Origin of the sequence: Xanthomonas sp. NCPPB 1325 (assembly GCF_041477645.2) — a bacterium.
GTDB classification, from domain to species: domain Bacteria; phylum Pseudomonadota; class Gammaproteobacteria; order Xanthomonadales; family Xanthomonadaceae; genus Xanthomonas; species Xanthomonas cannabis.
Map to the genome: position 1 here is coordinate 3,913,897 of NZ_CM192985.1, position 26,022 is coordinate 3,939,918.

Annotated in this window: 22 protein-coding genes; 6 read left to right on the forward strand and 16 right to left on the reverse strand. The window is 65.5% G+C overall.

The features are described 5' to 3' along the window. Positions 1 to 13: 13 nt before the first annotated feature. From azu to ACCQ10_RS16575, 6 genes are all read right to left on the reverse strand, one after another. On the reverse strand, positions 14 to 463 hold the full coding sequence (gene azu, locus ACCQ10_RS16550) for an azurin (RefSeq protein WP_047696891.1): 450 nt from the start codon (positions 461 to 463) through the stop codon (positions 14 to 16). Between the two features lie 225 nt (positions 464 to 688). Then, positions 689 to 1,885: a pyridoxal phosphate-dependent aminotransferase gene (locus ACCQ10_RS16555; RefSeq protein ID WP_372361311.1), complete on the reverse strand. Its 1,197-nt coding sequence runs from the start codon at positions 1,883 to 1,885 to the stop codon at positions 689 to 691. A gap of 30 nt (positions 1,886 to 1,915) precedes the next feature. Further along, on the reverse strand, positions 1,916 to 2,419 hold the full coding sequence (locus ACCQ10_RS16560) for a RidA family protein (RefSeq protein ID WP_047696895.1): 504 nt from the start codon (positions 2,417 to 2,419) through the stop codon (positions 1,916 to 1,918). A 23-nt stretch (positions 2,420 to 2,442) separates the two neighbouring features. After that, positions 2,443 to 2,868 (reverse strand): c-type cytochrome, encoded by a 426-nt coding sequence (locus ACCQ10_RS16565; RefSeq protein ID WP_166745255.1) that lies wholly within the window; start codon positions 2,866 to 2,868, stop codon positions 2,443 to 2,445. Then, complete coding sequence (locus tag ACCQ10_RS16570; protein ID WP_372363152.1) at positions 2,865 to 4,448, reverse strand: flavin monoamine oxidase family protein; 1,584 nt, start codon at positions 4,446 to 4,448, stop codon at positions 2,865 to 2,867. Before ACCQ10_RS16570 ends, ACCQ10_RS16565 begins: the two co-directional genes overlap by 4 nt. Before the next feature lie 94 nt (positions 4,449 to 4,542). Further along, positions 4,543 to 6,825, reverse strand: coding sequence for a TonB-dependent receptor (locus ACCQ10_RS16575; RefSeq protein WP_372363153.1), 2,283 nt, complete (start codon positions 6,823 to 6,825; stop codon positions 4,543 to 4,545). Positions 6,826 to 7,122: 297 nt separating this feature from the next. On the opposite strand from ACCQ10_RS16575, the gene ACCQ10_RS16580 reads away from it, so the two are divergent. Then, the gene (locus tag ACCQ10_RS16580; RefSeq protein ID WP_372363154.1) at positions 7,123 to 7,740 is read left to right on the forward strand and encodes an HAD-IA family hydrolase; all 618 of its coding nucleotides are present in this window, start codon (positions 7,123 to 7,125) and stop codon (positions 7,738 to 7,740) included. A gap of 313 nt (positions 7,741 to 8,053) precedes the next feature. Here the strand turns inward: ACCQ10_RS16580 and ACCQ10_RS16585 are convergent, their stop codons facing one another. After that, a complete protein-coding gene (locus ACCQ10_RS16585) occupies positions 8,054 to 9,280 on the reverse strand; it encodes an acetylornithine transaminase (protein ID WP_372361312.1) in 1,227 nt (408 codons plus the stop codon). Positions 9,281 to 9,352: 72 nt separating this feature from the next. Between ACCQ10_RS16585 and ACCQ10_RS16590 the strand changes: the two genes are divergently transcribed. Next, complete coding sequence (locus ACCQ10_RS16590; RefSeq protein WP_372361313.1) at positions 9,353 to 10,225, forward strand: ion transporter; 873 nt, start codon at positions 9,353 to 9,355, stop codon at positions 10,223 to 10,225. Between the two features lie 114 nt (positions 10,226 to 10,339). Here the strand turns inward: ACCQ10_RS16590 and ACCQ10_RS16595 are convergent, their stop codons facing one another. Both ACCQ10_RS16595 and ACCQ10_RS16600 read right to left on the reverse strand, forming a co-directional pair. Beyond that, entirely contained in the window at positions 10,340 to 11,155 is an 816-nt protein-coding gene (locus ACCQ10_RS16595) for an SDR family oxidoreductase (RefSeq protein WP_372361314.1), read from the reverse strand. A 164-nt stretch (positions 11,156 to 11,319) separates the two neighbouring features. Next, positions 11,320 to 11,979 carry a serine/threonine-protein kinase gene (locus ACCQ10_RS16600; RefSeq protein ID WP_184438416.1) on the reverse strand — a complete coding sequence of 220 codons (660 nt, stop codon included), beginning with the start codon at positions 11,977 to 11,979 and terminating at the stop codon, positions 11,320 to 11,322. A 162-nt stretch (positions 11,980 to 12,141) separates the two neighbouring features. On the opposite strand from ACCQ10_RS16600, the gene ACCQ10_RS16605 reads away from it, so the two are divergent. Next, positions 12,142 to 14,247: a bifunctional DedA family/phosphatase PAP2 family protein gene (locus ACCQ10_RS16605; RefSeq protein ID WP_372361315.1), complete on the forward strand. Its 2,106-nt coding sequence runs from the start codon at positions 12,142 to 12,144 to the stop codon at positions 14,245 to 14,247. An 863-nt stretch (positions 14,248 to 15,110) separates the two neighbouring features. Here the strand turns inward: ACCQ10_RS16605 and ACCQ10_RS16610 are convergent. The 4 genes from ACCQ10_RS16610 to ACCQ10_RS16625 all read right to left on the reverse strand — a co-directional run bounded on the left by ACCQ10_RS16610 (position 15,111) and on the right by ACCQ10_RS16625 (position 19,017). Then, positions 15,111 to 15,995 (reverse strand): bestrophin family protein, encoded by an 885-nt coding sequence (locus ACCQ10_RS16610; protein ID WP_372361316.1) that lies wholly within the window; start codon positions 15,993 to 15,995, stop codon positions 15,111 to 15,113. A gap of 147 nt (positions 15,996 to 16,142) precedes the next feature. Beyond that, positions 16,143 to 16,739, reverse strand: coding sequence for an LON peptidase substrate-binding domain-containing protein (locus ACCQ10_RS16615; protein WP_372361317.1), 597 nt, complete (start codon positions 16,737 to 16,739; stop codon positions 16,143 to 16,145). Then, the gene (mpl, locus tag ACCQ10_RS16620; protein WP_372361318.1) at positions 16,739 to 18,106 is read right to left on the reverse strand and encodes a UDP-N-acetylmuramate:L-alanyl-gamma-D-glutamyl-meso-diaminopimelate ligase; all 1,368 of its coding nucleotides are present in this window, start codon (positions 18,104 to 18,106) and stop codon (positions 16,739 to 16,741) included. Before mpl ends, ACCQ10_RS16615 begins: the two co-directional genes overlap by 1 nt. A 347-nt stretch (positions 18,107 to 18,453) precedes the next feature. Then, entirely contained in the window at positions 18,454 to 19,017 is a 564-nt protein-coding gene (locus ACCQ10_RS16625) for an adenylate kinase (protein WP_039407312.1), read from the reverse strand. 159 nt (positions 19,018 to 19,176) lie between these two features. On the opposite strand from ACCQ10_RS16625, the gene ACCQ10_RS16630 reads away from it, so the two are divergent. Next, positions 19,177 to 20,433: a 6-phosphofructokinase gene (locus tag ACCQ10_RS16630; protein WP_372361319.1), complete on the forward strand. Its 1,257-nt coding sequence runs from the start codon at positions 19,177 to 19,179 to the stop codon at positions 20,431 to 20,433. Between the two features lie 258 nt (positions 20,434 to 20,691). Here the strand turns inward: ACCQ10_RS16630 and ACCQ10_RS16635 are convergent, their stop codons facing one another. Together ACCQ10_RS16635 and ACCQ10_RS16640 are read right to left on the reverse strand one after the other, a co-directional pair. Continuing rightward, positions 20,692 to 21,363, reverse strand: coding sequence for a PA4824 family protein (locus ACCQ10_RS16635; RefSeq protein WP_372361320.1), 672 nt, complete (start codon positions 21,361 to 21,363; stop codon positions 20,692 to 20,694). A 232-nt stretch (positions 21,364 to 21,595) separates the two neighbouring features. Next, positions 21,596 to 22,120, reverse strand: coding sequence for a hypothetical protein (locus ACCQ10_RS16640; RefSeq protein ID WP_372361321.1), 525 nt, complete (start codon positions 22,118 to 22,120; stop codon positions 21,596 to 21,598). 247 nt (positions 22,121 to 22,367) lie between these two features. Between ACCQ10_RS16640 and ACCQ10_RS16645 the strand changes: the two genes are divergently transcribed. Beyond that, positions 22,368 to 24,395: a sodium-translocating pyrophosphatase gene (locus ACCQ10_RS16645; RefSeq protein ID WP_372361322.1), complete on the forward strand. Its 2,028-nt coding sequence runs from the start codon at positions 22,368 to 22,370 to the stop codon at positions 24,393 to 24,395. Positions 24,396 to 24,668: 273 nt separating this feature from the next. Here ACCQ10_RS16645 and ACCQ10_RS16650 read toward each other — a convergent pair whose 3' ends face one another. After that, positions 24,669 to 25,151 carry a hypothetical protein gene (locus ACCQ10_RS16650; RefSeq protein WP_372361323.1) on the reverse strand — a complete coding sequence of 161 codons (483 nt, stop codon included), beginning with the start codon at positions 25,149 to 25,151 and terminating at the stop codon, positions 24,669 to 24,671. A 197-nt stretch (positions 25,152 to 25,348) separates the two neighbouring features. On the opposite strand from ACCQ10_RS16650, the gene ppa reads away from it, so the two are divergent. Further along, entirely contained in the window at positions 25,349 to 25,885 is a 537-nt protein-coding gene (gene ppa / locus ACCQ10_RS16655) for an inorganic diphosphatase (RefSeq protein WP_005990841.1), read from the forward strand. The last annotated feature ends 137 nt before the right edge of the window (positions 25,886 to 26,022 follow it).

Sequence of the window (26,022 nt, forward strand, 5' to 3'; positions counted from 1 at the left end):
TGGCGCGCCGCGGTCATCCGAAGCTCAGCGTGCCCTTCATCATCGCCCAGTGCCCGGGAAACGAGCAGAAGAACGTGTACGCGCCGCCCTTGGTCAATGCGCTGGTGGGAAAGCTGACGGTGGTGCTGTCGCCGCCGCCGATGACCTTGGTATGCGCGATCACGCGGGCATCGGCCTTGGGCAGGTAGCTGTCGGCAATGGTGGAGCGCACGCCGGCGTTGGCAACCGCCTGGAAATCGGCGGACTTGGTCAGCACCCAGTTGTGGCCCATCACCGTGGCGGCCATCTTGCCGGAGTGCTTGAGCGTCAGGTCCACCTGCGTGCAGTCGGGCGCCAGCTTGATGGCGCTCTGGTCGAACTTCATCTGGTCGTTGCCGGTGATGGTCACCGCACATGTCCGGGCCCAGGCCGAAGGTGCCATCAGCACCAGGCCGAGTACGGCAATCGTCGAAAACAGCTTCAAGGCACACTCCTGCGATAAGAAATACGCGATGCATCCAACCCACCGACGCTCGCGCTGCGCCGGCCTTGCCAGGGTACCGCCTGGCCGCGATCTACAGAACCTCGGCTGCAGCTCGCGTGCGCGTGCGCGTAGCGAGCACCCGCAGCGAGCAGATGCCACCGGGGCATCGCGTGTTGCAGATCGCGCCTGCCAGCGCGCACACCATGCCAGCGCCCGATCCCTGCCTCAGGCGTAATGGAAACACCCATCCAGTGACGCATGCTCCGCGACCTGCGGCACCGGCAAGGGGCCGCGCTTGCCGGCCATCACCTGCACGAAGGCCTGCTTGAAGCGTGCCATCTCCGCCTCGGTACCCACGGTGATCCGCGACCACGTGGGCCACACCGGCCAGCTGCGGCCGATGAAGACCCCATGCGTTGCCATGTCGTCCTTGAAGCCTGCGGCCGGCCGCTTCACATCGACCATGAAGCAATTGCTCTCCGAGGCCGTGCAGGCATAGCCCTGCCGGACCAGGAACTCGATGACATCCTGCCGGGTGGCCGCGGTGCGTGCACGCCGCTGCGGCACCAGCGCCGGATCACGCAGGCTGGCCAGGCCTGCGGCCGCTGCGGTCACCGGCAGGCTGTTGACGCTGTAAAACATCAGTTTGGCCAGCAGCTCCGGGCGTGCGGCCGCGTACCCCAAGCGGATGCCGGCCATGCCGTAGAGCTTGGAGAAGGTGCGCAGCACCACCACGTCCTCGCCGGCAGCGACCATGTCGACCACGCTGCGCGTGCTCTGTGCGAAGTGGATGTAGGCCTCGTCCACCACCAGCACGCTGCCCTTGGGCTTGTGCGCGAGCGCATAGTCCAGGTCCTTGCGCGCAGTCACCGAGCCGGTGGGATTGTTGGGGTTGCAGATGTAGATCACGCCTGCGTTGGGGTCGGCCGCGCACATGGCCTGCACGTCGTGCGAAAAATCCTTGCGCAACGGCACCTTGATCAGCCGCGCACCATTGCGGGTTGCAGCGCGCCAGCCCGATTCATAGGTCGGGTCGGCGGTGACCAACGCCGCACTCGGCGAAGTGAAGGCCAGCATCGTGTAGTCCAGCGGTTCGGTGGAGCCGGCGTAGGCCATCAAGTGGTCGACCGGCAGCGTGAGTTCCGCGGCCAGGGTGTTCATCAGTTCCATCTGCACATCGCGCAAATAACGCCCGCCCTGCGGTGCGATCTGCGCGATGGCCTTCACTGCGGCCGTCGACGGTCCGTCGGGGAACTCGTTGGAGCCGATCATCACCGGTGCCAGCGTGTTGGCCGCGGTCGGTGCAACGGCGACGGAACGTTCGGCGGCACTGGCCAGTAGCGGCACCGTGCCGGCACCCGCAGCACCGGCGAACAGGGCCGAGTCCCGCAGGAACATGCGGCGCGACATATCAGGTTTCATCACAACCTCCAGCAAGGCGCCGATAACGGCTCAGGGACGTACGGCGACCACTTCGATCTCCACGCGGTACAGCGGGTTGCCCAACGCCGCGATCTGGAAGGCCGAGCGCGCCGGCAGGTTGGGCTGTTCCTTGGTGCCGAAGAACTGGCGATACCCTTCCATGAAACCGTTGAAGTCCATCTTGCCGCCCAGCGCGGGGTCGCCGACCAGAAAGACCTGCATCTTCACCACATCACCCATGCCCAACCCGATCGCGGCCAGCTGTTGCTTGATCTGGTTCAACACGCTCACCGTCTGCGCCTTGGTGTCGCCATATGCGGCAGCGGAGTCCTTGGGCGCACTGGCATCCACCACTGCCGGCACCTTGCCGCTGACGTACACCGTGGCCTTGCCGGCGGGGATTTCCACCGCCGCGGCAATGGGGAAATCGCTGTTGGGAATCTTGTGGCGAATCACCTCGGCCGCGTCGGCGGCGGCAACGCCCGCTGAACAGATGAGGGTGGCGATGAGGGCGCGTGCAATGGGACGGTACATGGCGACTCCTTGGCAGGGAAAGATCAATGGCGTAGCAGCTTCACGTCGTCGGCGGTGACACGTTCGCTGTGGTCGTTGCCGAAATGCGTGCGCACATAGCTCACCACTTCGGCCACCTGGCGATCGTCGAGCATGTCACCGAAGCCAGGCATGCCGGCGTGGCCGTCGAGCACCATCATGGTCACATAGGGGCCGGCCGCCAGCTTGGGGTTGGCGGCAAGCGCGGGATACTCGCCCGCACCTTGCGCACCATGCCCGGCAGGCATGTGGCAGCCCTGGCAGATGGCCTGGTAAACCTCCTGTCCCGATGCCTTGGCAAAGCCTTGCTGCGGAAACAGCTGGGTGGCATCGGAACTTTGCGCCCGCGCATCGCGCAGACCCGGCGGCAACAGCAACGCGCCAATGACCAGCGCGACGGCGGCGACCAGCGTGCGTGGCAACAGGCTCATGCGCGGCCTCCTGCGGCAAGCACCCTGCGATGCAGACGGCCGACGACATCGTGTGCAGACAGGATCGCGCCCTCCTGCCAGGCCGGGATGTACGACACGTGCTCGCCGGCCAGCGCCAGGCGCCCGTCGATCTGGCACAGCGGTTCGTAATGTTCGGCGCGCGCCTGCTCGGTCCACATGCCGAAGCAGCCATGCGTGAACGGCACACGGTGCCAACCGACGGCGACACCGTTTTCGAATTCGCGCGGATACTGCGGATGCAGCTGCGTACCGTATTCCACCGCCTTGCGCACGCGCTGCTCCGGCGTCATCGAGGTGAACTGGTAGGCATCCAGCCCCCAGACATAGGCACCGAGCAATACACCTTTGCCGGGGCTGTGATAGCCGGTGCTTGGGTAACTGATCAGGGTGATCGGCAGATCGGTGTAGCTGATGCCGCCGTAGATCGCTTCGTCCTCTTCCCAGAAACGGCGTTTGAATTGCAGCCCCACCTTCACCGATGCCGCGTACGGCACCTTGCCGATCGCGGTGGTCATCGCGTCGCTGGCGGTCACCGGAATGCGGCTGAGTACCGACAACGGAATCGTGCAGATGCACCACTCTGCGCTGGCGATACGTTCTTCGCGGCCATGCGCCGCGTCCTGCCAGGACACGCGCACGCCGCTGCCGTCCTGGTCGATCCTGGTGACCTTGGCGTTGTAGGTGATGGCATCGCCGAGCTGACGCGCGAACGCCTTGCCGATCTGGTCCATGCCGCCCACCGGCTGGAACATGGTGGTCTGCATTTCGTAGTTGTTGCCGGCCGCCAGCGTGGTCCACAGGCGCGAGCGCAGCACGTCCTGCACGCTGAAGGGGTCGGAGAACTCCGGCTTGCCCGACAGACCGCCACCGGGATATCGCGCAAAGCCGCGCCGCTCGCTGCTGTCCTTGCCTTTGACGTAGCCAAACTTCTGGTCGAGCGCGCCCCAGGTGCGCAGCGATTCCAGCAGCAGTTCCTGATCCTCGCGGCTGACGGCCGTGTCCAGGGCGTGCTGCTGCGTGCACTTGGCCAGCAACTCCGAGACATGGCCCTTGTAATCGGCATCGATGGCGCGAAAGCGCTGCGGCTTGCCACCGAAACCCTTCTGGCTGTGCAGCAATGCGTTGTAGTTGACCTGGTTGAACGCCTCCAGTGCCACCCCGAACTGCTTGCAGTAACTCAACACCGCCTTGTGGTGATGCGGAATGCGCCACGGCCCCGGGTTGAGATACAGCCCGTCGTCGAACTGGCAGTGCTGGGCGGCACCGCCCAGCTCGGTGTAGCGATCGCCGCCACGCAGGGTCCAGTTACGCCCGCCGGGGCGGTCGTTGTATTCCAGCACCTGCACGCGGTAGCCGGCCTTGCGCAACTCGAAGGCGGCGCTCATACCGGCCAGCCCGGCGCCCAGGATCAGGACCGATGCGCCCTTGGGGTCGCCATCCAGCTGCAATGGCCCTTTGAAATTAGATTCGGCCGCCATGCCCAGGCTGCTCATCGCCTGGTACATCATGGCGCCGCCGGCGGTCATGCCGATGCGCGCCAGCAATTGCCGCCGCGTCATCGCCCCAGAGTAATTGCCTTGCGTCACTGCATAGTCCCCTGCATGTCGTGGACAAACGCACGCGACCGACCGCACGGCCGGTCGCGGCTGTGTTTCAAAACCGGTAGGACAGGCTGGCGAACAACTGGCGTGGCGCGATCAGCTGATACGAGCCGGAGCTTTCATTGGGAAACACCGCACCGATCGCATCGTCCTTGTCGAACAGGTTGTAGACCGACAACTGCAACCTGCCGCCTGTCAGGAATCCCGCGTCGCCGCCCTGGTAGCCCACGCTGCCGTTGACGATGAAGGTGGCATCCACCTGATCGGTGTTGAGCGTGTCGCCGTAGCGCTTGCCGGTGTATTTGGTATCGAGGTTGGCGAAGAAGTGCTCGCCTTCCCAACCGCCGTTGACGCTGAACATCACCTTCGGTGCGTCGGGCACGTCGTTGCCTTTGACCTGTACCAGATTGCCGCTGACCGGGCCGAAATAGTTGTCCTGGAATTCGGACCTGTTCCAGGTCAACGATGCACCCAACCGCCAGCCTGGCGCCGGCTTCCACATGCCCGACAGTTCCGCGCCATAGGTCTGCACGTCGCCGACATTGGCGTATACCGTGGGAGCCACCACCAGCGGGTCCGGGTCGGTCAGCGCGATGATGCGGTTTTCGTAGTCGATCTTGTAGGCGGCCAGATAGCCGCTCCATTGCGTGGATTCGGCGCGGATGCCGATATCGATATTGGTGGACTCCTCCGGGGCGATGTCCGGATTGAACGCGCCGGAGGTCAGCGCCAGGCGCGGCGCCGAGCTGAAGTTTTCGGCGTAGTTGGCAAACACCTGCACACCATCGGCCAGCTGAAAACTTGCACCCACCTGCGGCTGAAACCAGTCGCTGTTCTTGATGGTCACATTGCGCCGCACACCGATGTTGAAATCGTCCAGGTTGGCGATGCCGTTGTAGTCGCGTTTGACGTCCAGGCCCTTGGCGCCGAACTCCATGGTGAGCCTGTCATCCAGCAGGCGCAGCGTGTCCTTGATGTAGAGCTGCTTCACTTCGGTGGAGAAGTGGTTGTCGTAGTAGATGACGATCGGTCGCGAGCCCTTGAGCAAGGCACCGGTCGCCGGGTCGAGGTTGTAGAGCGGGCGCACCTGATCGAAATCGTAGTTTTCGTACCACGCACCGACTTCGAGCTTGTTGTGCTCGGTCTCCCACGCCACCGCGCCGGTGATGCCGTAACGGTCGCCGCCCATGATCTCTTCGCGCCGTGTCATGGCGCCGACGCGGGTGACATTGCCGTCGGCATCGACGATCTGTGGGTCGTTGATGGCGATATCGGTGCGCCCCGGCGTGCCGGCGATCGCATCGTTGTACAGGCCGGTGGCCGTGCTCGGTGGCGTGCCGCCGACGCCATAACCATGCTTGTTTTCGTAGTAGCCGGTGAACGTGGCGCCGATGGCATCGTTGAACATGAAGTCGCCATGCAGGCTGAGCAGCGAATCGCGCCGGCCGTTCTGCCATTCGCTGTAATGCTCGGCGTCCACCTCCGGGTTGCCGGTGATGCGTTCGTGCAGGTCCCACGCCACCGACCCGTCGGAGTTGTACGACTGCACGTCGTAGTCCTTGCGGTTGTTGTAGATCCAGCCGAGTGTCAGGCTGCCCGCGTCCCAGGCCTGGCGAATCTTGGCTTCGAAGTGATCACTTTTCTGCGTGGCCGGCTCCATGTCCCACACCCCGCCCTGGGTGCGCGAGGCAGAGACATACGCAGTCGGGCCGCCATCCCACCACTGCGGCGTGTCCAGGCGCACGAAGCTGCGCACCAGATCGTCCGAACCGATGGTCTGGGTGAGATTGCCGCTCCAGCTGTCGCCGCCCTTCGGCGGCAGGCTGGTGTAGCGGATCGCACCACCGAGTGCGTGATACGACGGCTGGGTGACATCGCCCGAGCCGGCCGACACGGTGACATCGAGCAGGTTCTCGCTGGAGACATAGCGGGTGATCGGCCCGCCTTCGCGGGTGTCGAAGGTCTCGATCGGAATGCCGTCGAGCGTCACGCCGATCTGGTTGGCGGAGAACCCGCGGATGGTCATCGAGTCGCCAAACTCGTACAGCCCGAATGGGTCGGTGGTCTGCACATTCACGCCGGGCAAGCTGGCCAGCAGTTGCTGCGGTGCCACGCCCGGCACCTGTGCCTGGATCTCGGCAACCGAAATCGATGCGGTGGTCCGCGTGGAGCCGGTGCCCACCACGCTGACCGCATCCAGCGTGCGCGCATCCTGGGCGACAGCTGGCAGGCTGTGTGCGCCGGCCAGCAACAAGGTCATCGACGCCAGCGTGTGGCGCGAGCGGGTGGTGCTGAGGATGGCGGCAACCGAGACCGCCAGGTGATCGGTATTCAGGCACTTTCGCATGCAATCAAACCCCTGGAGACGTGTAGCGTGCTGAGTGACCGGGCGCTCCCCCGAGACCGGCTGACACCGCAAATGCGGCATGCATCGACCATAACCAGCACAGTTCCGCCGCAACCGCGGTGCGGAGGGTAGGGTTGGCGCAGGCGGGTAGGTTCCTGCCGGATTCAAGACTCTGAATAGGTCTCGCAGCGACCTACCTGCGGGGTTTCGGGCATAACAGGTCTTGCGCGCTTGCCATGCCGCGACAGATCGACAACGCTGCGCAGCCACCGCATGAGCACACCTATGCCGCCCGCACCACCGTCGCTGCTGTTGCTCGATTTCGATGGCGTGCTCGCGCACTACGCGCGGCCACGGCGCATGGCCGCGCTGGCGGCGGCGGCGGGCTGCACACCGCAGCGGGTGCACGAGGTGTTGTTCGTGCAGGGCCTGGAGCGCGCCTACGATGCCGGTACGATCGACACGCAGGCGTATCTGGCGCAGGTGAGCCAGGGGCTCGGGCACACGATCGATCGCGCCACCTGGCTCGCAGCCCGCGTCGCCGCCTGCCGCGCCGACCCATCGGTCGTGGCGCAGGTGCTGGCGGTGGCGGCGACCACGGCAGTGGCAGTGCTCACCAACAACGGCCCGCTGATGATGGACGCGATCGAGCGGATCGTGCCGCCACTGTTCCCGCTGTTGCAGGGCCGCGTGCTATGCAGCGGCGCACTCGGCGGCCGCAAACCAGATGTACAGGTGTATCAGCGCGCGCTTGCGCAGCTCGGCGAACGCGCCGAGCGCACGCTGTTTGTCGACGACCTGTTCGTCAACGTACGCGGCGCACGCGCGGCCGGCCTGCACGCCGACACCGTACGCGACGCCCGCGCCTTGCGGCGGGTGTTGAAGCGGCACGGCTTGGGATAAGTGTCGGGAATCGGGAATCGGAAGCGTCGCAGACCGCAGCCAAGAGCGGTACTGCATGCAGCTCCGACAACGCAGCGCACGCCACCAAACAACACCGCGATGCCTTCAGCCCCTCGCCTCGGGAGAGGGGTTGGGGTGAGGGTACGACGGAAGACACCCAACTCGCAGCAGCGAGCTGAGCCCCCAATTACGCCGGAACCTCAACATCAAACGAGCGACAGACCACGCAATCACGCCCGCCAGACTGCGCACGCTCACCCCAAGCCAAGCCCCATCATCCCGCACTTCGCAGGACGCAGGACGCAGGCATCCATCACGACTGCGCGACATGCTCGGCAATCGCCGGCCGCAAACGCGCCAAACCCTCAGCCAGCTCGGCATCGGTCAGATTGAGTGCCGGCACAAAGCGCAGCACATCGGGGCCGGCCTGCAGCACCAGCAAGCCGTGCTTGGCGGCCAGATCCAGGATTGCCCCCGCCTGACCGGCATGCGCCGGTGCCAGCACCGCGCCCAGCATCAGGCCGCGTCCGCGGATCTGCGCAAACACATCGAACTCGGCATTCAATGCCTCCAGCCCTGCGCGCAACGCTGCCGATTGGCGCTCCACGTTGGCTGCAATCTCCGGCGAGGCCAGCTTACGCAATGCCACCCGCGCTACCGCCGCGGCCAGCGGATTGCCGCCGAAGGTGGTGCCGTGCGCGCCGAACTGCATGGTCTGCGCCACCTTGGGACCGGCCAGCATCGCACCGATCGGAAAACCGCCGCCCAGCGCCTTGGCCAGCGTCACGATGTCCGGCGTCACCTGCTCCTGCCAATGCGCAAACAGCGTGCCGGTGCGGCCCATGCCGCATTGAATCTCGTCCAGCACCAGCAAGGCGTCGTGCTGATCACACAGCGCACGCGCACGGGCCAGGAAGCCCGGCGCGGCCGGCATCACCCCGCCCTCGCCCTGGATCGGCTCCACCATCACCGCTGCCACGTCGCCGCTCGCCATGGCCGCTTCCAGCGCCGCCACGTCGTTGAAATCCACATAGCGGAATCCACCCGGCAGCGGCTCATAGCCTTCCTGGTACTTGGGCTGCGCGGTGGCTGTCACCGAGGCCAGCGTGCGGCCATGGAAGCTGCCGCGGAAGGTCACGATGACGCGCCTGTCGGCCGGGCGCCCCTGGCTGCTGGCCCACTTGCGCACCAGCTTGATCGCCGCCTCGTTGGCTTCGGTGCCGGAATTGCACAGGAACACGTTTTCCGCAAAGCGCGAGGCGGTGACCAGTTCTTCGGCCAGACGTAGCGGCGGCGCGCTGTAGAAGATGTTGCTGGTGTGCCACAGCTTGCCGGCCTGCTCGGTGAGCGCCGCTACCAGGTCCGGATCGTTATGGCCCAGCCCGCTGACCGCAATGCCCGAGGACAGGTCCAGGTACTCGCGCCCCGCATCGTCCCACACGCGACTGCCCTGACCGCGCTCCAGCACCACCTGACGCGGGCGATACACCGGCAGGTAATAGTGCGCGAGGGACAGGGGCGAATCGGCAGCGGTGCTCATGATGGTGGGTCACAGACGCGGAGGGGAGACCGGCATTCTCGCGCATTCGCGCGGCTGCGGCACAATGCGCGCATGCGCCCCTTCTCCGATCCTCAGCTCACCCCCGCCACCGACGACGGCTGGCGCCGGCAGTGGTTCGACATCATCTACCGGCACGACACCCGCCCTTCGCGCAATTTCGACCTGTTGCTGGTCGCGGCCATCCTGGCCAGCGTGGTGGTGATCATGATCGACAGCGTGCCGCGCATCCATGCGCACTCGGCGCACTGGCTGGTCCCGCTGGAATGGGCGTTCACGGTGCTGTTCACCGTCGAATACGCGCTGCGTCTGTCGGTGGTTCGGCGCCCGCTGCATTACGCGCTCAGCATCTGGGGCGTGATCGACCTGCTCTCGATCCTGCCCAGCTATCTGTCGTTCTTCGTGCCCGGCGCACAGACGCTGCTGGTGGTGCGCGTGCTGCGCATCCTGCGGCTGTTCCGCATCCTCAAGCTCACCCGCTACATCCAGGAAAGCGGGCAATTGGTGGACGCGCTGTGGCGCAGCCGCCGCAAGGTGCTGGTCTTCCTGTTCAGCGTGCTCACCATCACCGTGATCGCCGGCGCCACGATGTATGTCATTGAAGGCCCGCAGCACGGCTTCACCAGCATCCCCACCAGCATGTACTGGGCCATCGTCACCATGGCGACGGTGGGCTTTGGCGACCTGGTGCCGCAGACCACGCTAGGCCGTTTCGTCACCTCGGCGCTGATCCTGATCGGCTACAGCATCATTGCCGTGCCCACTGGCATCTACACCGCCGAACTGGCCAGTACGCTGCGCGACGGTGGCCACACCGGCAAGCGCGATACGCGCAACTGCACCCGCTGCGGGCTGGAAGGCCACGCGGCGGATGCGCGTTATTGCCGGCAATGTGCCGAGCCGCTGCCGGCGCTCGCGAGCGGCTGAAGCGACTACGCAGCCAGGCACCGCGCGCAAATCGGCAGCCGCGGTGCCGCGACGCGCGTCAGCACTACGCGATCCTGCAGGCGAACCAGGCTCGCGTAAGCGCGTGCACCACGCTCAATCCAGAAACAGATCCGGCAACAACGCATGCGACGGGTCGACCGCGTAACTGCGCAGGTCGGTGATGCCGACCTGGCCCAGGACGTCGTCGTCGATCAGGAACTGGCCATGGAATCCGGCCGCCTTGCGCGTCAGCACCGCATGCGCCGCATCGGCCACGATCTCCGGGCGACGGCAGGCCGCGGCGTCCACGCCGGGCAGCATGTTGATCGCATCGGTGGCGATCACCGTGCGCGGCCATAACGCATTGACCGCCACGCCTTGCGGGCCGAACTCGGCGGCCAGCCCCAGCGTGACCAGGCTCATGCCCATCTTCGCCAATGTGTAGCCGGTATGTGCACCCCACCACGCCGGATTCAATGAAGGTGGCGGCGCGAGGGTGAGGATGTGTGGATTGGATGACCGCAACAGATGCGGCAGGCAGGCTTGCGCGCACACAAAACTGCCCCGCGCATTGACCTGCTGCATCAGGTCGAAGCGCTTCATCGGCGTCTCCAGGACGCCGCGCAACCAGATCGCGCTGGCGTTGTTGACCAGGATGTCGATCCCGCCAAACGTCTCCACGGTTGCAGCAACGGCGGCCTGCACCTGCGCGTCGTCGCGGATATCGCATTTGAGCGCAAGCGCCTGCCCACCGGCCGCAGTCACCGCCGCGGCCGCGCTATGGATGGTGCCGGGCAATTTGGGATTGGCCACCGCCGATTTGGCCGCGATCGCCACATTGGCCCCATCGCGCGCCGCGCGCAGAGCAATCGCCAAGCCAATCCCGCGCGAGGCGCCGGTGATGAAGAGGGTTTTGCCTTTTAAGGTCATGGGATTGGGGAATCGGGATTAGGGATTCGTCAGAGCTTACAGCCGGTGACCGGCGCCGAATCGGAACGCGTCATGTGCAGCTGCTGGATTCAACCGACCAGCCACCAGCCCTGCACCATCCGCCTTTACGAATCCCCAATCCCGAACAACCAATCCCCCGCCCCTCACGGCTTCGGCCCCTGCCCCTCGTTGTCTTCCCAGTGCAACACGCGACGGGTCACGAAGCGGTAGACCGGTTTGCCGGTGGCGAACCACAGCTTGCGCACCCAGGAGGTACGCTTGAGCACGCGACGTTCCACCGGCGTGATCGAAGCCGGGCAGTACATGCGCTTGTGCTTGAGCAGATGGCGCAGATCCTCGCGTGCAAGCAGGCGCATCCAGCGCGCGCGCGGGTTGCCGCGCACGGCCAGCTGGAAATCGATCACCGCCGGGCTGCCGTCGTCCTGTACCAGCCAGTTGGCTTCCTTGGCCAGATCGTTGTGGGCAACACCACGCCGATGCAACTGCTGCAGCAACCGCCGCGCACTGCGGAAATAGGCCAGGTCGCCACGCGGCGGACGCTGGTACATGGCATCGCCCGCCAGATAGCTGCGGTCCAGATGACGCCCGTCCCAGTGCAGCAACCGTGGCGTGCGCGGCAGCCCGTCCAGCTGGCGCAAGGCCAGCGCTTCGCGACGCGCCAGCCACCAGGCCACGCCGCGCAACAGCCACGGCGCCACGCTCAGGTCACGCCGCACGAACACCCGGCCGGCGTCGCGGATCAACAGGATGCGTCCGAACGTATCGGACTTCAGTGGCAGATTGCCGGTGCGGTCGTCACTCATCCACCATTGTAGGCGGGCACCGTGCACCGCCATACCGCCCCGGGCGTGCCTGCAGGTGGCACCGGCAGGCGCCGGCGCCTGGATGCAACCTCAGGTGAAGCGGACAGCCGGATGTGAGCACCGCGCAAGTCAGTCGTCGCCGTGCCCACCTATAATTCGGGGATGAACTCATGGATCGACGCCACGCTGGAGTGGATCGGACACCACCCCACCTTGGCTGGCGTGGTGATCTTTGCCATCGCATTCTGTGATGCGGTGATCGTGCTCGGCGCCATCGTGCCCGCGCTGCCCTTGCTGTTCGCCATCGGCGTGCTGATCGGGCTTGGCCAGATCAACGGACCGTATGCGGTGGTCTGCGCCACGCTGGGCGCGTTCGTCGGCGATGCGTTGAGCTTCTGGGTAGGCCACCGCTGGGGCCACCAGCTGCATACCTACTGGCCGTTTCGCCGCTATCCGCAATTGCTGGAACGCGGCGAGTTGCTGTTCCGGCGCAACGCCTTCAAGAGCATCCTGATCGCCCGCTATGTCGGTGCGGTGCGGCCGTTCGTGCCGGCCATTGCGGGCATGTCGCACATGCCGTTCAAGCGCTATCTGATTGCCAGCGGCCTTGCCTGCGTGTCGTGGGCCTTGCTGTTTCTGGTCCCGGGCTGGGTGCTGGGAACCGCCTACGACGCGGTGGCGGCCGTGGCCGGGCGCCTGTTCGTGGTCGTCACATTGCTGGCCGCGGTCATCGGCCTGGCCTGGGCGGTGGTGTTGTATTCGTATCGCTGGTCGGCAGGCCATCTGGATGCCTTGCTGGCACGCCTGCTGGACTGGTCGCACCGGCACCCGGTGCTGGGCAACTGGTCGGTCAGCGTGTTCGACCCGCGCCGTCGCGAGTCGGTGCCGCTGGCGATGATGGCGCTGATGCTGTTGCTGCTGGGCTGGGGCTGGTTCGTGTTGCTGATGGTGGTGCTGGCGCATGGCGAACCGCTGCGCGTGGACCTGGCCGTGCACGACCTGATGCTGGCCCTACGCAACCCGCTGGCCGACTACCCGATGGTGGCGCTGGCCTCGCTGGGCGACTGGCAGGTGCTGCTGCCGGCGATTGTCGCGGCCATGGGCTATCTGGCCTGGCGCCAGCGCTGGATGGCCGTGACGCACTGGGTGATCGCGCTGGCCTTCGGTCTGGCACTGACCCAGCTGCTGGGCGCCACCGTGCAGGTGGTGCGCCCGCCGGCAGCCAGCAGCGGCTTCGGGTTTCCGTCGGTAGCGGTGACCATGGCCACCATTGGTTTCGGCTTCTTCGCGCTGCTGATCGCGCGCGAGCTGCCCGGGCGTCGTCGGGTATGGCCGTATCTGGTCAGCGGCGCCATCGTTTCGCTGATCGGCTTTGCGCGCCTGTACCTGGGCGCGCACTGGCTCAGCGACGTGGTCGGCGGCATGTTGTTCGGTATCTTCTGGCTGCTGGTGCTCGGTATCGCCTACCGCCGCCGCGCCACGCGCGCGTTCTGGGTCAAGCCGGTGTCGTGGATCTTTTACGGCGTGTTCGTGAGCTGCGCGATCTTCTTTGCGCCGCGCAATCTCGAGACCAAGCTGGCCAAGTTCGAACCGCCGCCGCCGTTGCTGATGGATCTGCCCGCCAGCGATTGGTGGAACGGCCAATGGCGCCTGCTGCCGGCGCGGCGCAACGAGTTCGACGACGACCAGCGTTGGCCGCTGGACGTGCAAGTCGCCGGGCCGCTCGCACCGCTGCAGCGCCAGCTGGAATCGCGCGGTTGGCGGGCCCAACCGCAGGCGGGTTGGGAACAGGCGCTGCATCTGCTCGATGCCAGCGGTCGCCCGGACGAAGTGCCGATCCTGCCGGCCACGCTGGATACCCAGGTCGAAGCCTTGTTGATGGTGCGCCACGCGGCGCCCGGGCACGTGCATGTGCTGCGCCTGTGGCCCGCGGCCGCGCGCCTGCAGCCCGGCGCACAACCGCTATGGGTCGGCAGCACTCAGACCTTGCGCTACAGCCGCCACTTCAGCCTGATCGGCCTGTGGTATCCGCTGCGCGGCGTGGACCCGGCCCTGAGCGCGTTGCGCGATGCACTGAGCCCGCTGCCGCATCGCGTCGAACAGCGTCGACGCTCCAAGTTCCCGGTGATCCTGATAGACAGCACCTCGGGCAATGCGGTACGTGGCGAGGACAGGGACAACCCTGCGCCGCAGACAGAAATCACTGCGTCCAGGCCGGCGGCATCAGGACCGCCACAGCGCGGCGATCGATCGGGCAGCAATCGCTAGCGGCCTGCATTCGCGGAGCCCGCTTAAAAAAGAGCTGGCAGCGCTATCTCTTGAAGGCTGTCTGGGTGGCGGTCACGTCCTGGCGTCGTCCAGATGCAGCTGAACTTTCAGGATGAAAGGCTGCTGGTCGCTGGTTGAGATCCATGCACACCGACCATCTCGACCGGTCCTTGCCCTGCAGCCAAGTCGCAGCATCGAGGGCGCGGCGCCCTCACCGCTCGCGGGACACGCCGTAAACCCGTCCATGGGGGCTCGGTGGCGGCATCCATGCCGCCACACGGTCCCGCAATCGGCGAGGACACCACGCCAGGCAGTTGGCCGGTGGTTTTGTTGAAAAGCAAAGACACCGCGTCGCATCTTGCCAGTCGCTGTTGAAATCCATGCAGACCGACCAACTCTACTGGTCCTTGCCCGCCCACCGTCGCGGGACCCTTGGCGGCATGGATGCCGCCACGGAGCCTACATGGACGTACTTGCGGAGTGTCCTGCGATGGTGGGCGGGCAAGGGCCCTGCAGCGAAGGCGCAGACCATCCGCTCTGCGCCTGATCTGTCCGTCATGAGCAATCAGGTCGAGATGCCTGCATCGTGCGTATAGCGATCGCTTGGCGATGTTCAAGTCCGGTCGAGTGCGCGGTGCCCCCACCGCACCAGACAGTGGGCCGGCGGTCTTGTTGAAGAGCAAAGACACCGCATCGCCAGCGTGCTAATCGCTGGTTGAGATCCATCCAGAGCCACCATTTCGACTGGCCCCGCAGCCAAGCAACAGATCCGGCGCGCTACAACCGTCCGCACCACCTCTTGAGGCAACGGGCCAATGCGCCTCAGCGCCGTTCGGATAATCCCGTTGGGCAAGCGCGAACACTTACCACAACACGCCATCCACCGGCTGCATCGGCTCCGGCGCCTGCTCGCCGATGGCCTGCAACGCATCGATTTCGACCGTGCGGCACATGGTGTCCAGCGGCAGATCGTGGATGGCGTTGGCAAATGGGTCGACCAGCTCGTCGCCGATCTTGAGTACGGCCAGGAACATCAGCCCGGCCACTGTTGATCCCACAGGCGTGGCGTACTGCAACGTCTCCACCAGACCGATCGGCAGCAGCACGCAGAACAGCCGCGTAAACAGGTTGGGATAGAAGCGATATTGATACGGCAGCGGCGTATTTTTCAGGCGTTCCATCCCGCCCTGCGCATTGGCGATGTCCACCAGGATGCGCTCCACGCTGGCCTGCTGGATGCTGTCGATCCAGCCATCACGTCGCGCCTGCTCCACACTGCGCCCGGTGGTATCGAGCAGACCGTTGGCCACGTTGGTACGCGTGACTACCGCGGCCACTTCATCGGCGTCCAGGCGCGGCTCCAGGGCCATCGCAACCGGTAGGCGACGCAGCTGACAGCGCAATGCGTTGACATAGGCGATCTGTCGCAGCGCAATCGTGCGCCCCAGCGCTGCAGCTTCCGGCGCGGACAGGATGCTCACACTCAGACGCACCAGGTTGCGCGATGCGTTGATCATCTGGCCCCACAGCACCCGCCCTTCCCACCAGCGTTGATAGGTGGAATTGGCGCGAAAGCCCAGGAACAACGCCAACGCCGAACCGAAGATGGTCAACGGCAGGGCGGGCGCCCGGAATGGCAGCACGTAATAGATGATCGTGATCAATACGTCCCAGACGAACAAGACGGCCAGGGTCCGCCAGACCTGGTTGAACACATCCGCCACACGCGGTTTGACATCGATGATCAAGGCTCACTCCGTGGATCGATAGCGCGTGCCGCGATGACGCGCATCCGGTGCGTGGATGCCATCGCTAGCGCACTCAAGCGCGGCGAGTGTGCCGTTGCAGCGGTGCAAGCGCGGTGAGGGAGGCACGCGCGCAGGCGCATGGCTCGCTTACGGCATCCAGTCCAGTAACTGGTCCAGGCGCCGATGCGGATCGTCCTGCTGCAACAGTGACAGACGTTGTTGCTCCGTCAGCGGCAACAGCTCGGCCAGCCGCCACCCCACCCACGCAGACTGATCCAGCAGGCCCGGGCCCACCGATGCGAATTCGCCACCGACCTGCTCGAGCATGCGCTCCAGCACGGTTGCCAACAGGCCATGCTCGGGGCGCAATTCGTCATCAGGGTCGGGCTCGCACCAGCTCACCTCGCCCACCACCAGACCGTTGTCGCGGATACGCGAGCGCTGTACATGAAAGCGCCGCGTGCCACGCAGCCGCAACACCAGCACTCCATCGGCGCCGACATCGAAATCCTCGATGCGCACTTCGGTGCCAAATGCGGCAGGCGTTGCCGGCGCCCCGACTTCGTTGCCGTCCAGAATCAGGCACACACCGAAACTGGTGCCGTTGCGCCCGCATTCGCGCACCAGATCCAGGTAGCGGCGTTCGAACACGCGCAGCCCCATCGCAGCGCCGGGCAACAGCACGTTGTGCAGCGGAAACAGCGGCAGGGCGCTGCTTTCGGCACTGGCGGTGGCCGGTGCCATCAGGACAACTGCGCCAGAAAACGACGCGGCGCACCATCGAACCCGCCGTTGGACATGAACACCACGTGGTCCCCCGGCTGCGCAATGTGGCCGAGTGTCTGCAGCAATGCGTCCACATCGTGCGCCACGCGTGCATCGCCACGCACCTGCGCGATGATGGGCGCAGCATCCCAGGGCAACTCGGGCCGATGCAGGAACACCACCGCATCGGCGTCGTGCAACGACGGCGCCAATGCCTGCGCGTGCGCACCCAGCCGCATCGAGTTGCTGCGCGGCTCCATCGCCACCAGCACGCGCGCCGCACCCACTTTCGCGCGCAGCCCCTGCAAGGTGGTCGCAATGGCGGTGGGATGATGTGCGAAGTCATCGTAGACAGTGATGTCGCGCGCCCGGCCCAGCACTTCCAGCCGCCGCTGGACGCTCTGAAAACGTGCCAGCGCCGGCATCACCGTCGCCGGATCCACGCCCACCGCATGCACGGCCGCCAGGGCAGCCAGGCCGTTGAGTACGTTGTGCCGGCCCACCAGCGGCCAGCGCACCTGACCGATCTCCACGCCACGATGCAGTACCGCAAACACGCTGCCATCGGCTTCGATCAGGCGTGCACTCCACTCCAGCGTTGCGTCGAACCCGAAGCGTTCCACCGGCGTCCAGCAGCCCATCGCCAATACCTCGGCCAGGCGCGCGTCCTCGCCGTTGACGATCAGCCGGCCACGCGACGGTACCGTGCGCACCAGATGATGGAACTGGCGCTGGATCGCTGCCACGTCCGGGAAGATATCGGCGTGGTCGTATTCCAGGTTGTTGAGGATCGCCACCAGCGGCCGGTAGTGCACGAACTTGCTGCGCTTGTCGAAGAACGCGGTGTCGTACTCGTCGGCTTCCACCACGAATTCGCGCCCCTGGCCCAGCCGTGCCGACACGCCGAAATCTTCGGCCACCCCACCGATCAGAAAGCCCGGCGCACGCCCGGCCGCCTCCAGCAGGTAGCTCAGGATGGTGGTGGTGGTGGTCTTGCCATGGGTGCCGGCGACCGCCAGCGTGTCGCGGCCCGGCAATACCTGCTCGGCCAGCCATTGGGCGCCGGAGCTGTAACGCCGGCCGGCATCGAGCACTGCCTCCACCGCCGGGTTGCCGCGCGACAAGGCATTGCCGATCACCACCTCGGTGGCATCGGAGGAAATATTAGCTGGCGCGTAACCCTGGGCCAACGCGATTCCCAGCGTTTCCAGCTGGGTGGACATCGGCGGGTAGATGGCCTGGTCGCTGCCTTCCACCTGCCAGCCCAGCTCACGTGCCAGGGCGGCCACACCGCCCATGAAAGTCCCGGCGATGCCGAGGATGTGGAGTTTGGTCATGCCGTACATTGTCGCCGATCGCCGGAGTTGCGGGACATTCCAGTCCGCGCCACGTCCAGCCGTCAGGAAACCCCTACAGTACTGTCGGGAATTTCCCGATATGCGAACTGCGTCACATCCATCACTATGCTGAACGCCAGTCGCAGCACCCTTTGGTCCTACTCCCCAAGAGGCCAAATCCCCAGGGAGCTCATGCTGTCGGGGCTCTGAGCAAGCCCACTACTGGCGTTATTCTGCCCCGGTCGTCTTGTACGGCCGGGGTTTTTCTTTTGGGCGAACCGATTGCGGGCGCCAGTAGCAGCGCGGCAGGCGTGGCGACTGTAAAGGACCGGGCCTTGCGCCCGGTCCGTGTCGACTCAGCGGCCGAGCGCCTTGCTGATGCGCTCCAGCACTTCATCCAGCGAGCCCACGCCATCCACGCGTGCCAGCTTGCCGCGCTGCTCATAGAAGCCGATCACCGGCGCGGTGGAATCGGTATAGACCTGCAGGCGCTTGCGCACCGATTCCGGGTTGTCGTCTTCGCGGCCTTCGGCCTTGGCACGGCCGGCGATACGCTCGACCAGCAGTTCGCTGGCCACGTCCAGCTGTACCACCGCATCCAGCGGCTGACCGATCTTGCTGAGCAATGCATCCAGCGCATTGGCCTGGGCCACGTTGCGCGGGTAGCCGTCCAGGATGAAACCCTTGGCCACATCGGCCTGGCCCAGGCGCGCTTCCAGCATGCCGAGCAGGATGTCGTCGGAGACCAGATCGCCGCGTGCCATCACTTCCTTGGCCTTCAGACCCAGCGGCGAGCCGGCGGCCACTTCGGCGCGCAACAGGTCGCCGGTGGAAATGTGCGGGATGTCAAACGTGTCTTTGAGACGTGTCGCCTGGGTGCCCTTGCCCGAACCGGGCGGTCCCAACAGAACCAATCGCATCAGTGGACTCCACTTTCGAATAAAAACGCGTTGCGGTGGGCGGCGTTAGACTCAAGCCTTCGCCAGCGCTGACCGTATGGTCGTGCAGCTTACCGCATCCGGGGAATGTCCCGGCACTGTCCCCTGCGCCATGTTTCCATGTGAGGAGCCTGTCCCCCTATGACCACTGGCAACTTGTTGTATGCCCAATCCGGCGGCGTCACCGCCGTCATCAACGCCACCGCCGCCGGCGTGATCACCGAGGCGCGTGCGCGCAAGGTCAAGGTGCTGGCCGCCCGCAACGGCATCCTGGGCGCGCTGCGCGAGGAGCTGATCGACACCTCCAAGGAATCCGCCGCAGCCATTGCCGCCCTGGCGCAGACACCGGGCGGTGCTTTCGGCTCGTGCCGTTACAAGCTCAAGTCGCTGGAAGAAGACAGCGCCAAGTACGAGCGCCTGCTCGAGGTGCTACGCGCACACGACGTGCGCTGGTTCCTCTACAACGGCGGCAACGATTCGGCCGACACCGCCTGGAAGGTTTCGCAACTCGCCAAGGCCTACGGCTACCCGCTGCACTGCATCGGCGTGCCCAAGACCATCGACAATGACCTGGCGGTGACCGACACCTGCCCCGGCTTCGGCTCGGCAGCCAAGTACACCGCGGTGTCGGTGCGCGAGGCCGCACTGGATGTCGCCGCCATGGCCGACACCTCCACCAAGGTCTTCATCTATGAAGCGATGGGCCGCCACGCCGGTTGGCTTGCCGCCGCGGCAGGCCTGGCCGGGCAAGGCCCCGACGACGCACCGCAGATCATCCTGCTGCCCGAACGGGCCTATGACCAAGCCGCCTTCCTGGTCAAGGTGAAGCAGGTGGTGGACAAGGTCGGCTGGTGCGTGGTGGTGGCCAGCGAAGGCATCCAGGATGCGCACGGCAAGTTCGTCGCCGACGCAGGCGGCGCGGCCGACTCGTTCGGCCACGCACAACTCGGCGGCGTCGCCTCGTTCCTGGCCGCGCAGGTCAAGCAGGAACTCGGCTACAAGGTGCACTGGACGCTGCCCGACTACCTGCAACGTTCCGCACGCCACCTCGCATCCAAGACCGATTGGGAACAGGCGCAAGCCGTCGGCAAGGCCGCCGTGCAGTACGCGCTCAAGGGCATGAATGCCGTCATCCCGGTGATCGAACGCGTCAGCGATGCCCCGTACCGCTGGAAGATCGTGCCCGCCCCCCTGCACAAGGTGGCCAACCACGAAAAGAAGATGCCGCCCAGTTTTCTGCGCAAGGACGGATTCGGCATCACCGAGAAAGCGCGCCGCTACTTCGCCCCGTTGATCAAGGGCGAAGCCCCGCTGGCCTACGGTAGCGATGGGTTGCCCAAATACGTCAGCCTGAAGAATGTGGCGGTGACGAAGAAGTTGCCGGTGTGGGAGGGCTGAGCTCAGGCGGGCGGCTGTGCTCCTGGGGCCGATGCGTCGGCACCAGGACCGACAGACGTTGGCATACGGCGGCGTCGGTAACGCAGTTTGATGGTCCGTCGATATCGGCCTTTCCCTTTCAGGGACGCCTTCAGGCTAGACCAGTAGCAGGCAGCCGAGCGGCGCGCCGATGTTTTCGCATTGCAGCTCGGCGCCAGGACGCCGGCAGCGACAGACGCCCACCCAGCTGTGCCTCGCGCCTCGATCCGGCGAGCGGCGTTATGGCGCCATCCCCACGTTGATGCCCAGCGTGATCCATCCGCGTGGTGCGTTGAGACGGTCACGGCCGGCGACCAGATCGATGCTGGATGCCTTGCCGACCAGCCTGCGCAGTCCGACTTGCCTCCCCTGCCCGCGATGATCGTCGACGAACGCCTCGCCCAGCACGATCCATGACGCGGTGACGGTGCGCTCGACTCCGATACCAGCATTGGTAGTGTCTGGCCCGGCATGGGATGCAACGAGGCCGGCATTGAGGTGGAGTCGCGTGGCCGCGGCCTCGCCGAATGACCAGGTCAACGGCGCCGTGATGTAGCTGGCACGTTGGTGTGGATCCTGCCACGACCGTTGCATGCCCACCGACAACGCCAGGCCCAGGATGTGGTGATCGGGATCGCGCAGGACCCGCTTGGCGCCGATATCCACGGACGGCGCACCGTGCCGCATAGTGCTGAGGCCCATGGCGATCTCCGTGCCGGCGACATTGCAAGCCGGCACCAGCGTGATTGACGCACTGGCCGGCATTGCCCGCCACCACGCCTCCAACTGACACTGGCCACGCGGCGTAACGCTCGCATCGTCGACGACCATGCTGGCCGCTGCACGCGCCGACAACGGATGCCACAGCGCGAGGGCCACCAGCAGCACGGGGAAATGACGCAATTGCTTCATGCAGGTTATTCGATAAAGACGCACTGGACCGCCGTCGAGGTGACACAGACCGCCGGCTCGGCATCGCAACAGGCAGGTCCGGACACGTCGCCGGGCCTGGCACTGCCTAGCAGCAGGCATCAGCCGGGCATTGGGTTGGTGTTACTGCCAGGGAATGGGCCGTCTGATGAAGGGGCTTCCCTGCTCCACGGGCGCGCCAGAGGCGGTATCACTGCAGTCACCCAGCCTTACCTCACTGGCAGGCTTTGCCTTCCAAGACTTGCTGCGCGGCGAACATCGGCACCTGCGGGATCTTGCCTGCAGCAGCCTGCTGCTTGGCGTCTTCCAGATAGATGCGCGATTGGCCCTGGCCGTCGAGTTGCGGCTTGGCGTCCACCGGCTTGCGCCAGATGCGCACCACTGCCTGCTGGCTTGGGCAGGCGGCACTGGGGACGCGGATCACGTCATTGTAGATCCAGCCCGACGCGACGCTGGGAGCGGTCTTGGCGTAGTCCACGAAGCGTGCGCGGGGCTGGCAGTTGGGGCTGCTCCGCACGACAGACAAGGTGTACGGCTGCGCGGCGTTGCCGGTGAACACGCCTTCGAGGCGTGCACAGGCTTCCGGGATCTGTCGCAAGGTATGCACGGCACCGACAGCTTGCGCGGTGCCGGGCGCACGCGCCTTCAACTCTGGCGCCGGCTCTGCGGCGAATGCGCCGCCGGTCAGCAGCAGGGTGGCAAGCAACGCGGCATGCCTGGACGCGGTAGGGTTCGACATGGAGACTCCTGGATCGGCTCGATCACGTTGGCCGCAGGCTGTCACGCGGCAACTGAACCACGCGCCAAAACCCTGAGGGTGGCAGGTCTGCAAGTCGCGGCGCATACTCGGTCGCGATCCGGCCACCTGAACATCGCGACGCGCATTGTGGCCCTTGCGGCCGTCGAGTCCGTATTGGCTGTCACTCGTCGCGTGCATCGCCCCTGGTTCATCCCGACCGGATGACATCCATTCTCTGGGAGGGGTCATGCTGGAACACTACGGGTTGTTGCTCGCGCTGGGTTGTGCGGTCTTGGCAATCGTCTATGGAATCGTGTCGGCGCGCTGGGTGGTCGCCCAGCCGAGCGGCAACACGCGAATGCAGGAGATCGCCGCGGCGATCCAGGAAGGTGCGCGCGCGTATCTCAACCGGCAGTACCTCACCATCTCGATTGCCGGTGGTGTGCTGTTCGTGTTGGTCGGACTTTTTCTGAGCTGGTACACCGCAATCGGGTTCGCACTGGGTGCCGTGTTGTCGGGGCTGGCCGGCTATATCGGAATGAATGTCTCGGTGCGTGCCAATGTGCGCACCGCCGAGGCCGCGCGGCAGGGGATCGGCAAGGCGATGGATGTGGCTTTCCGCGGCGGCGCGATCACCGGGATGCTGGTGGTGGGGCTGGGCCTGCTCGGCGTGGCCGGCTACTACGCGGTGCTGCAGGCCATGGGACTGCCGTTGGAGCAGAACCTGCATGCATTGGTCGGGCTGGCCTTCGGGTCGTCGTTGATTTCGATCTTCGCGCGCCTGGGCGGCGGCATCTTCACCAAGGGCGCGGACGTGGGTGCGGATCTGGTCGGCAAGGTCGAAGCCGGCATTCCCGAGGACGACCCGCGCAACCCGGCGGTGATTGCGGACAATGTCGGCGACAACGTGGGCGACTGCGCCGGCATGGCCGCGGATCTGTTCGAGACCTATGCGGTCACCGTGATCGCCACCATGCTGCTCGGCAGCCTGACGCTCGCCGAGGCCGGCCCGCACGCCGTGCTGTATCCGCTGGTGCTCGGTGGCGTGTCGATCATCGCGTCGATCGTGGGCGCAACGTTCGTCAAGGTCAAAGCCGGTGGCTCGATCATGGGAGCGCTTTACAAGGGCGTGATCGTGTCCGGCGTGCTGGCTGCGCTGGCCTACTGGCCGATCACCCAGTCGCTGATGCGCGACAACCTCCATGGCGCTGCCGCATTGTATGCCTGCGCGCTGATCGGCCTGGTGCTTACCGGGCTGATCGTGTGGATCACCGAGTACTACACGGGCACGCAATACACACCGGTGCAGCACGTTGCAGCGGCGAGTACCACCGGCCATGGCACCAACATCATCGCCGGACTCGGCATCTCGATGAAGTCCACCGCGCTGCCGGTCATTGCGGTGTGCGCGGCCATCTGGGGTGCGTTCCACTTTGGAGGCCTGTACGGTATTGCGATCGCCGCCACCGCAATGCTCTCGATGGCCGGCATGATCGTGGCGCTTGATGCCTATGGCCCGATCACCGACAACGCCGGCGGCATCGCGGAGATGGCCGAGCTGCCGCCGGAGGTGCGCGATATCACCGACCCGCTGGATGCGGTGGGCAACACCACCAAGGCGGTCACCAAGGGCTATGCGATCGGCTCGGCCGCACTTGCAGCGCTGGTGTTGTTTGCCGACTACACCCACAACCTGCAGGCCGCCAATCCCGGCCAGGTTTTCGCCTTCGACCTGTCCGACCACACGGTGATCATCGGATTGCTGATCGGTGGATTGATTCCGTATCTGTTCGGTGCGATGGCGATGGAAGCAGTCGGCCGCGCTGCAGGTGCAGTGGTGGAAGAGGTACGCCGCCAGTTTCGTGAGATCCCCGGCATCATGGCCGGCACCGCCAGGCCACAATACGACCGTGCGGTGGACATGCTGACCCGCTCGGCCATCCGCGAAATGATCGTGCCTTCGCTGTTGCCGGTCGTGGTTCCGGTCGTGGTCGGATTACTGCTCGGACCACGCGCGTTGGGCGGTTTGCTGATCGGCACGATTGTCACCGGCCTGTTCCTGGCAATTTCGATGACGACCGGCGGCGGCGCCTGGGACAATGCCAAGAAGTACATCGAGGATGGTCACTTCGGCGGCAAGGGCAGCGAGGCGCACAAGGCGGCAATCACCGGCGACACCGTGGGTGACCCTTACAAGGACACCGCAGGGCCGGCCATCAACCCGTTGATCAAGATCATCAATATCGTGGCCCTGCTGCTGGTGCCGCTGCTGTAGGCAGGTGGTAACCGGGGTTGCGGGACCTGGCGCCACCTTACCGGCTGCACAGGGCGTAGGCACGGAGCCTGCGCCCTGTGCAAACCATATGGCGATCAACGGCAACGCTTGGAGCGCCAGGACGGAGGCAGGGTCCCTGCCCGCGCCTGCGCCCAGGCAGGGCCGACCCGCATGACGATGGTCCCGTCGTGTCACCACTCACCTGCCGCCGGACACGCGGCTCTGGCTGGAGAGCCCCTGACTTGCCCAAAAGGCGCGCGCCGCGACCATCGGTCACAGGCAGCCGATCAAGCCGTCGTAGATCGGCGGTGCGCCGCCCGGCAACGGTTCGAACAGCGGATTTGTCACCGCCAACGTGCGATACAGCTCGTCCAGGTGGGTACCGGCCTTCAAGGGGGCCGTGCAACGCCAGACTCGGCTATTCGAACGCAGGTAGCCACTGCCAGGGTCGACGCTGACCTCGCTGGCACCGAAGGTCCAGATGCAGCTACGCACCACGCCGGTGACGCGGTGGACCGAGCAGCGAAAGCGTAGCGGTTGGTAGTCGCTGAATTCGCCACCGCAGAAGGTGTCGCCGCAGATATCGTCGAAATCCCGGTCGAGCCGCTGCTCCAGGTCGATGAACGGCTCCCAGCCCTCGCCGTTGGCCGGCCAGTCCACCGCATCGACATACGTTGGCGACGGTGTTGCCGCGGCGGCAACCTGTGCAGCGAGAGACAGCAGCAAGACGACGAGCAAACGCGTGAGCCTGGTCATGACGATTTCCCGAGCGGTGGATGAGCCTGCAGCCTGCGCCGCCGGCCCGTTCGCAACGATCGGGAAGCCACTCGCGATGAATGCGGGCTATGCCGCATCGCCCCCTCAGAAGACTGCCCATTCAGTGTCGCTGCAGCGCAACAGCCGAACGCGTAGAATCGCGCTCCACACACTGCTGACGTCTCGGAGCTACCCGCATGGGCCTTGAACTGGTCACCTCTGGCAAGAATCTGCCGGAAGAAATCAATGTAGTCATCGAAATCCCCAAGGATTCGGAACCGGTCAAGTACGAAGTGGACAAGGCCAGCGGCGCGATCTTCGTGGACCGCATCCTGTCGACCCCGATGCGTTACCCCTGCAACTACGGCTACGTGCCCAACACTCTGTGCGGCGATGGCGACCCGGCCGATGTGCTGGTGGTGCTTCCGCTGCCGCTGGTCCCGGGCTCGGTGGTGCGTTGCCGCCCCGTCGGCGTGCTGCGCATGAGCGACGAAGCGGGCAGCGACGAAAAGATCCTGGCGGTGCCGATCGAGAAGATCTTCTCCGGCTACGCGCACATCGAAGACATCAACCAGGTCTCCAGCCACTGGATGGAGCGCATCGGCCACTTCTTCGAGCATTACAAGGACTTGGAGAAGGGCAAGTGGGTCAAGCTCGACGGTTGGGGTGGAGCGGCCGAGGCCAAGCGCATCCTGGTCGAGTCGGTCGAACGCTATAATTCCGACGCGCCCTGAGCCGTTGGCTGTGACACTGCTCCGCACTGCGGAGCGACCGGGATCACGCTTTTGCCGTGATCCCGGTGACCGCCTTCGGCAGATTGGGTACATTTGCCGACTGCGTTTGGCCGGCGTCCGCCGCCGGTGACTTCTGG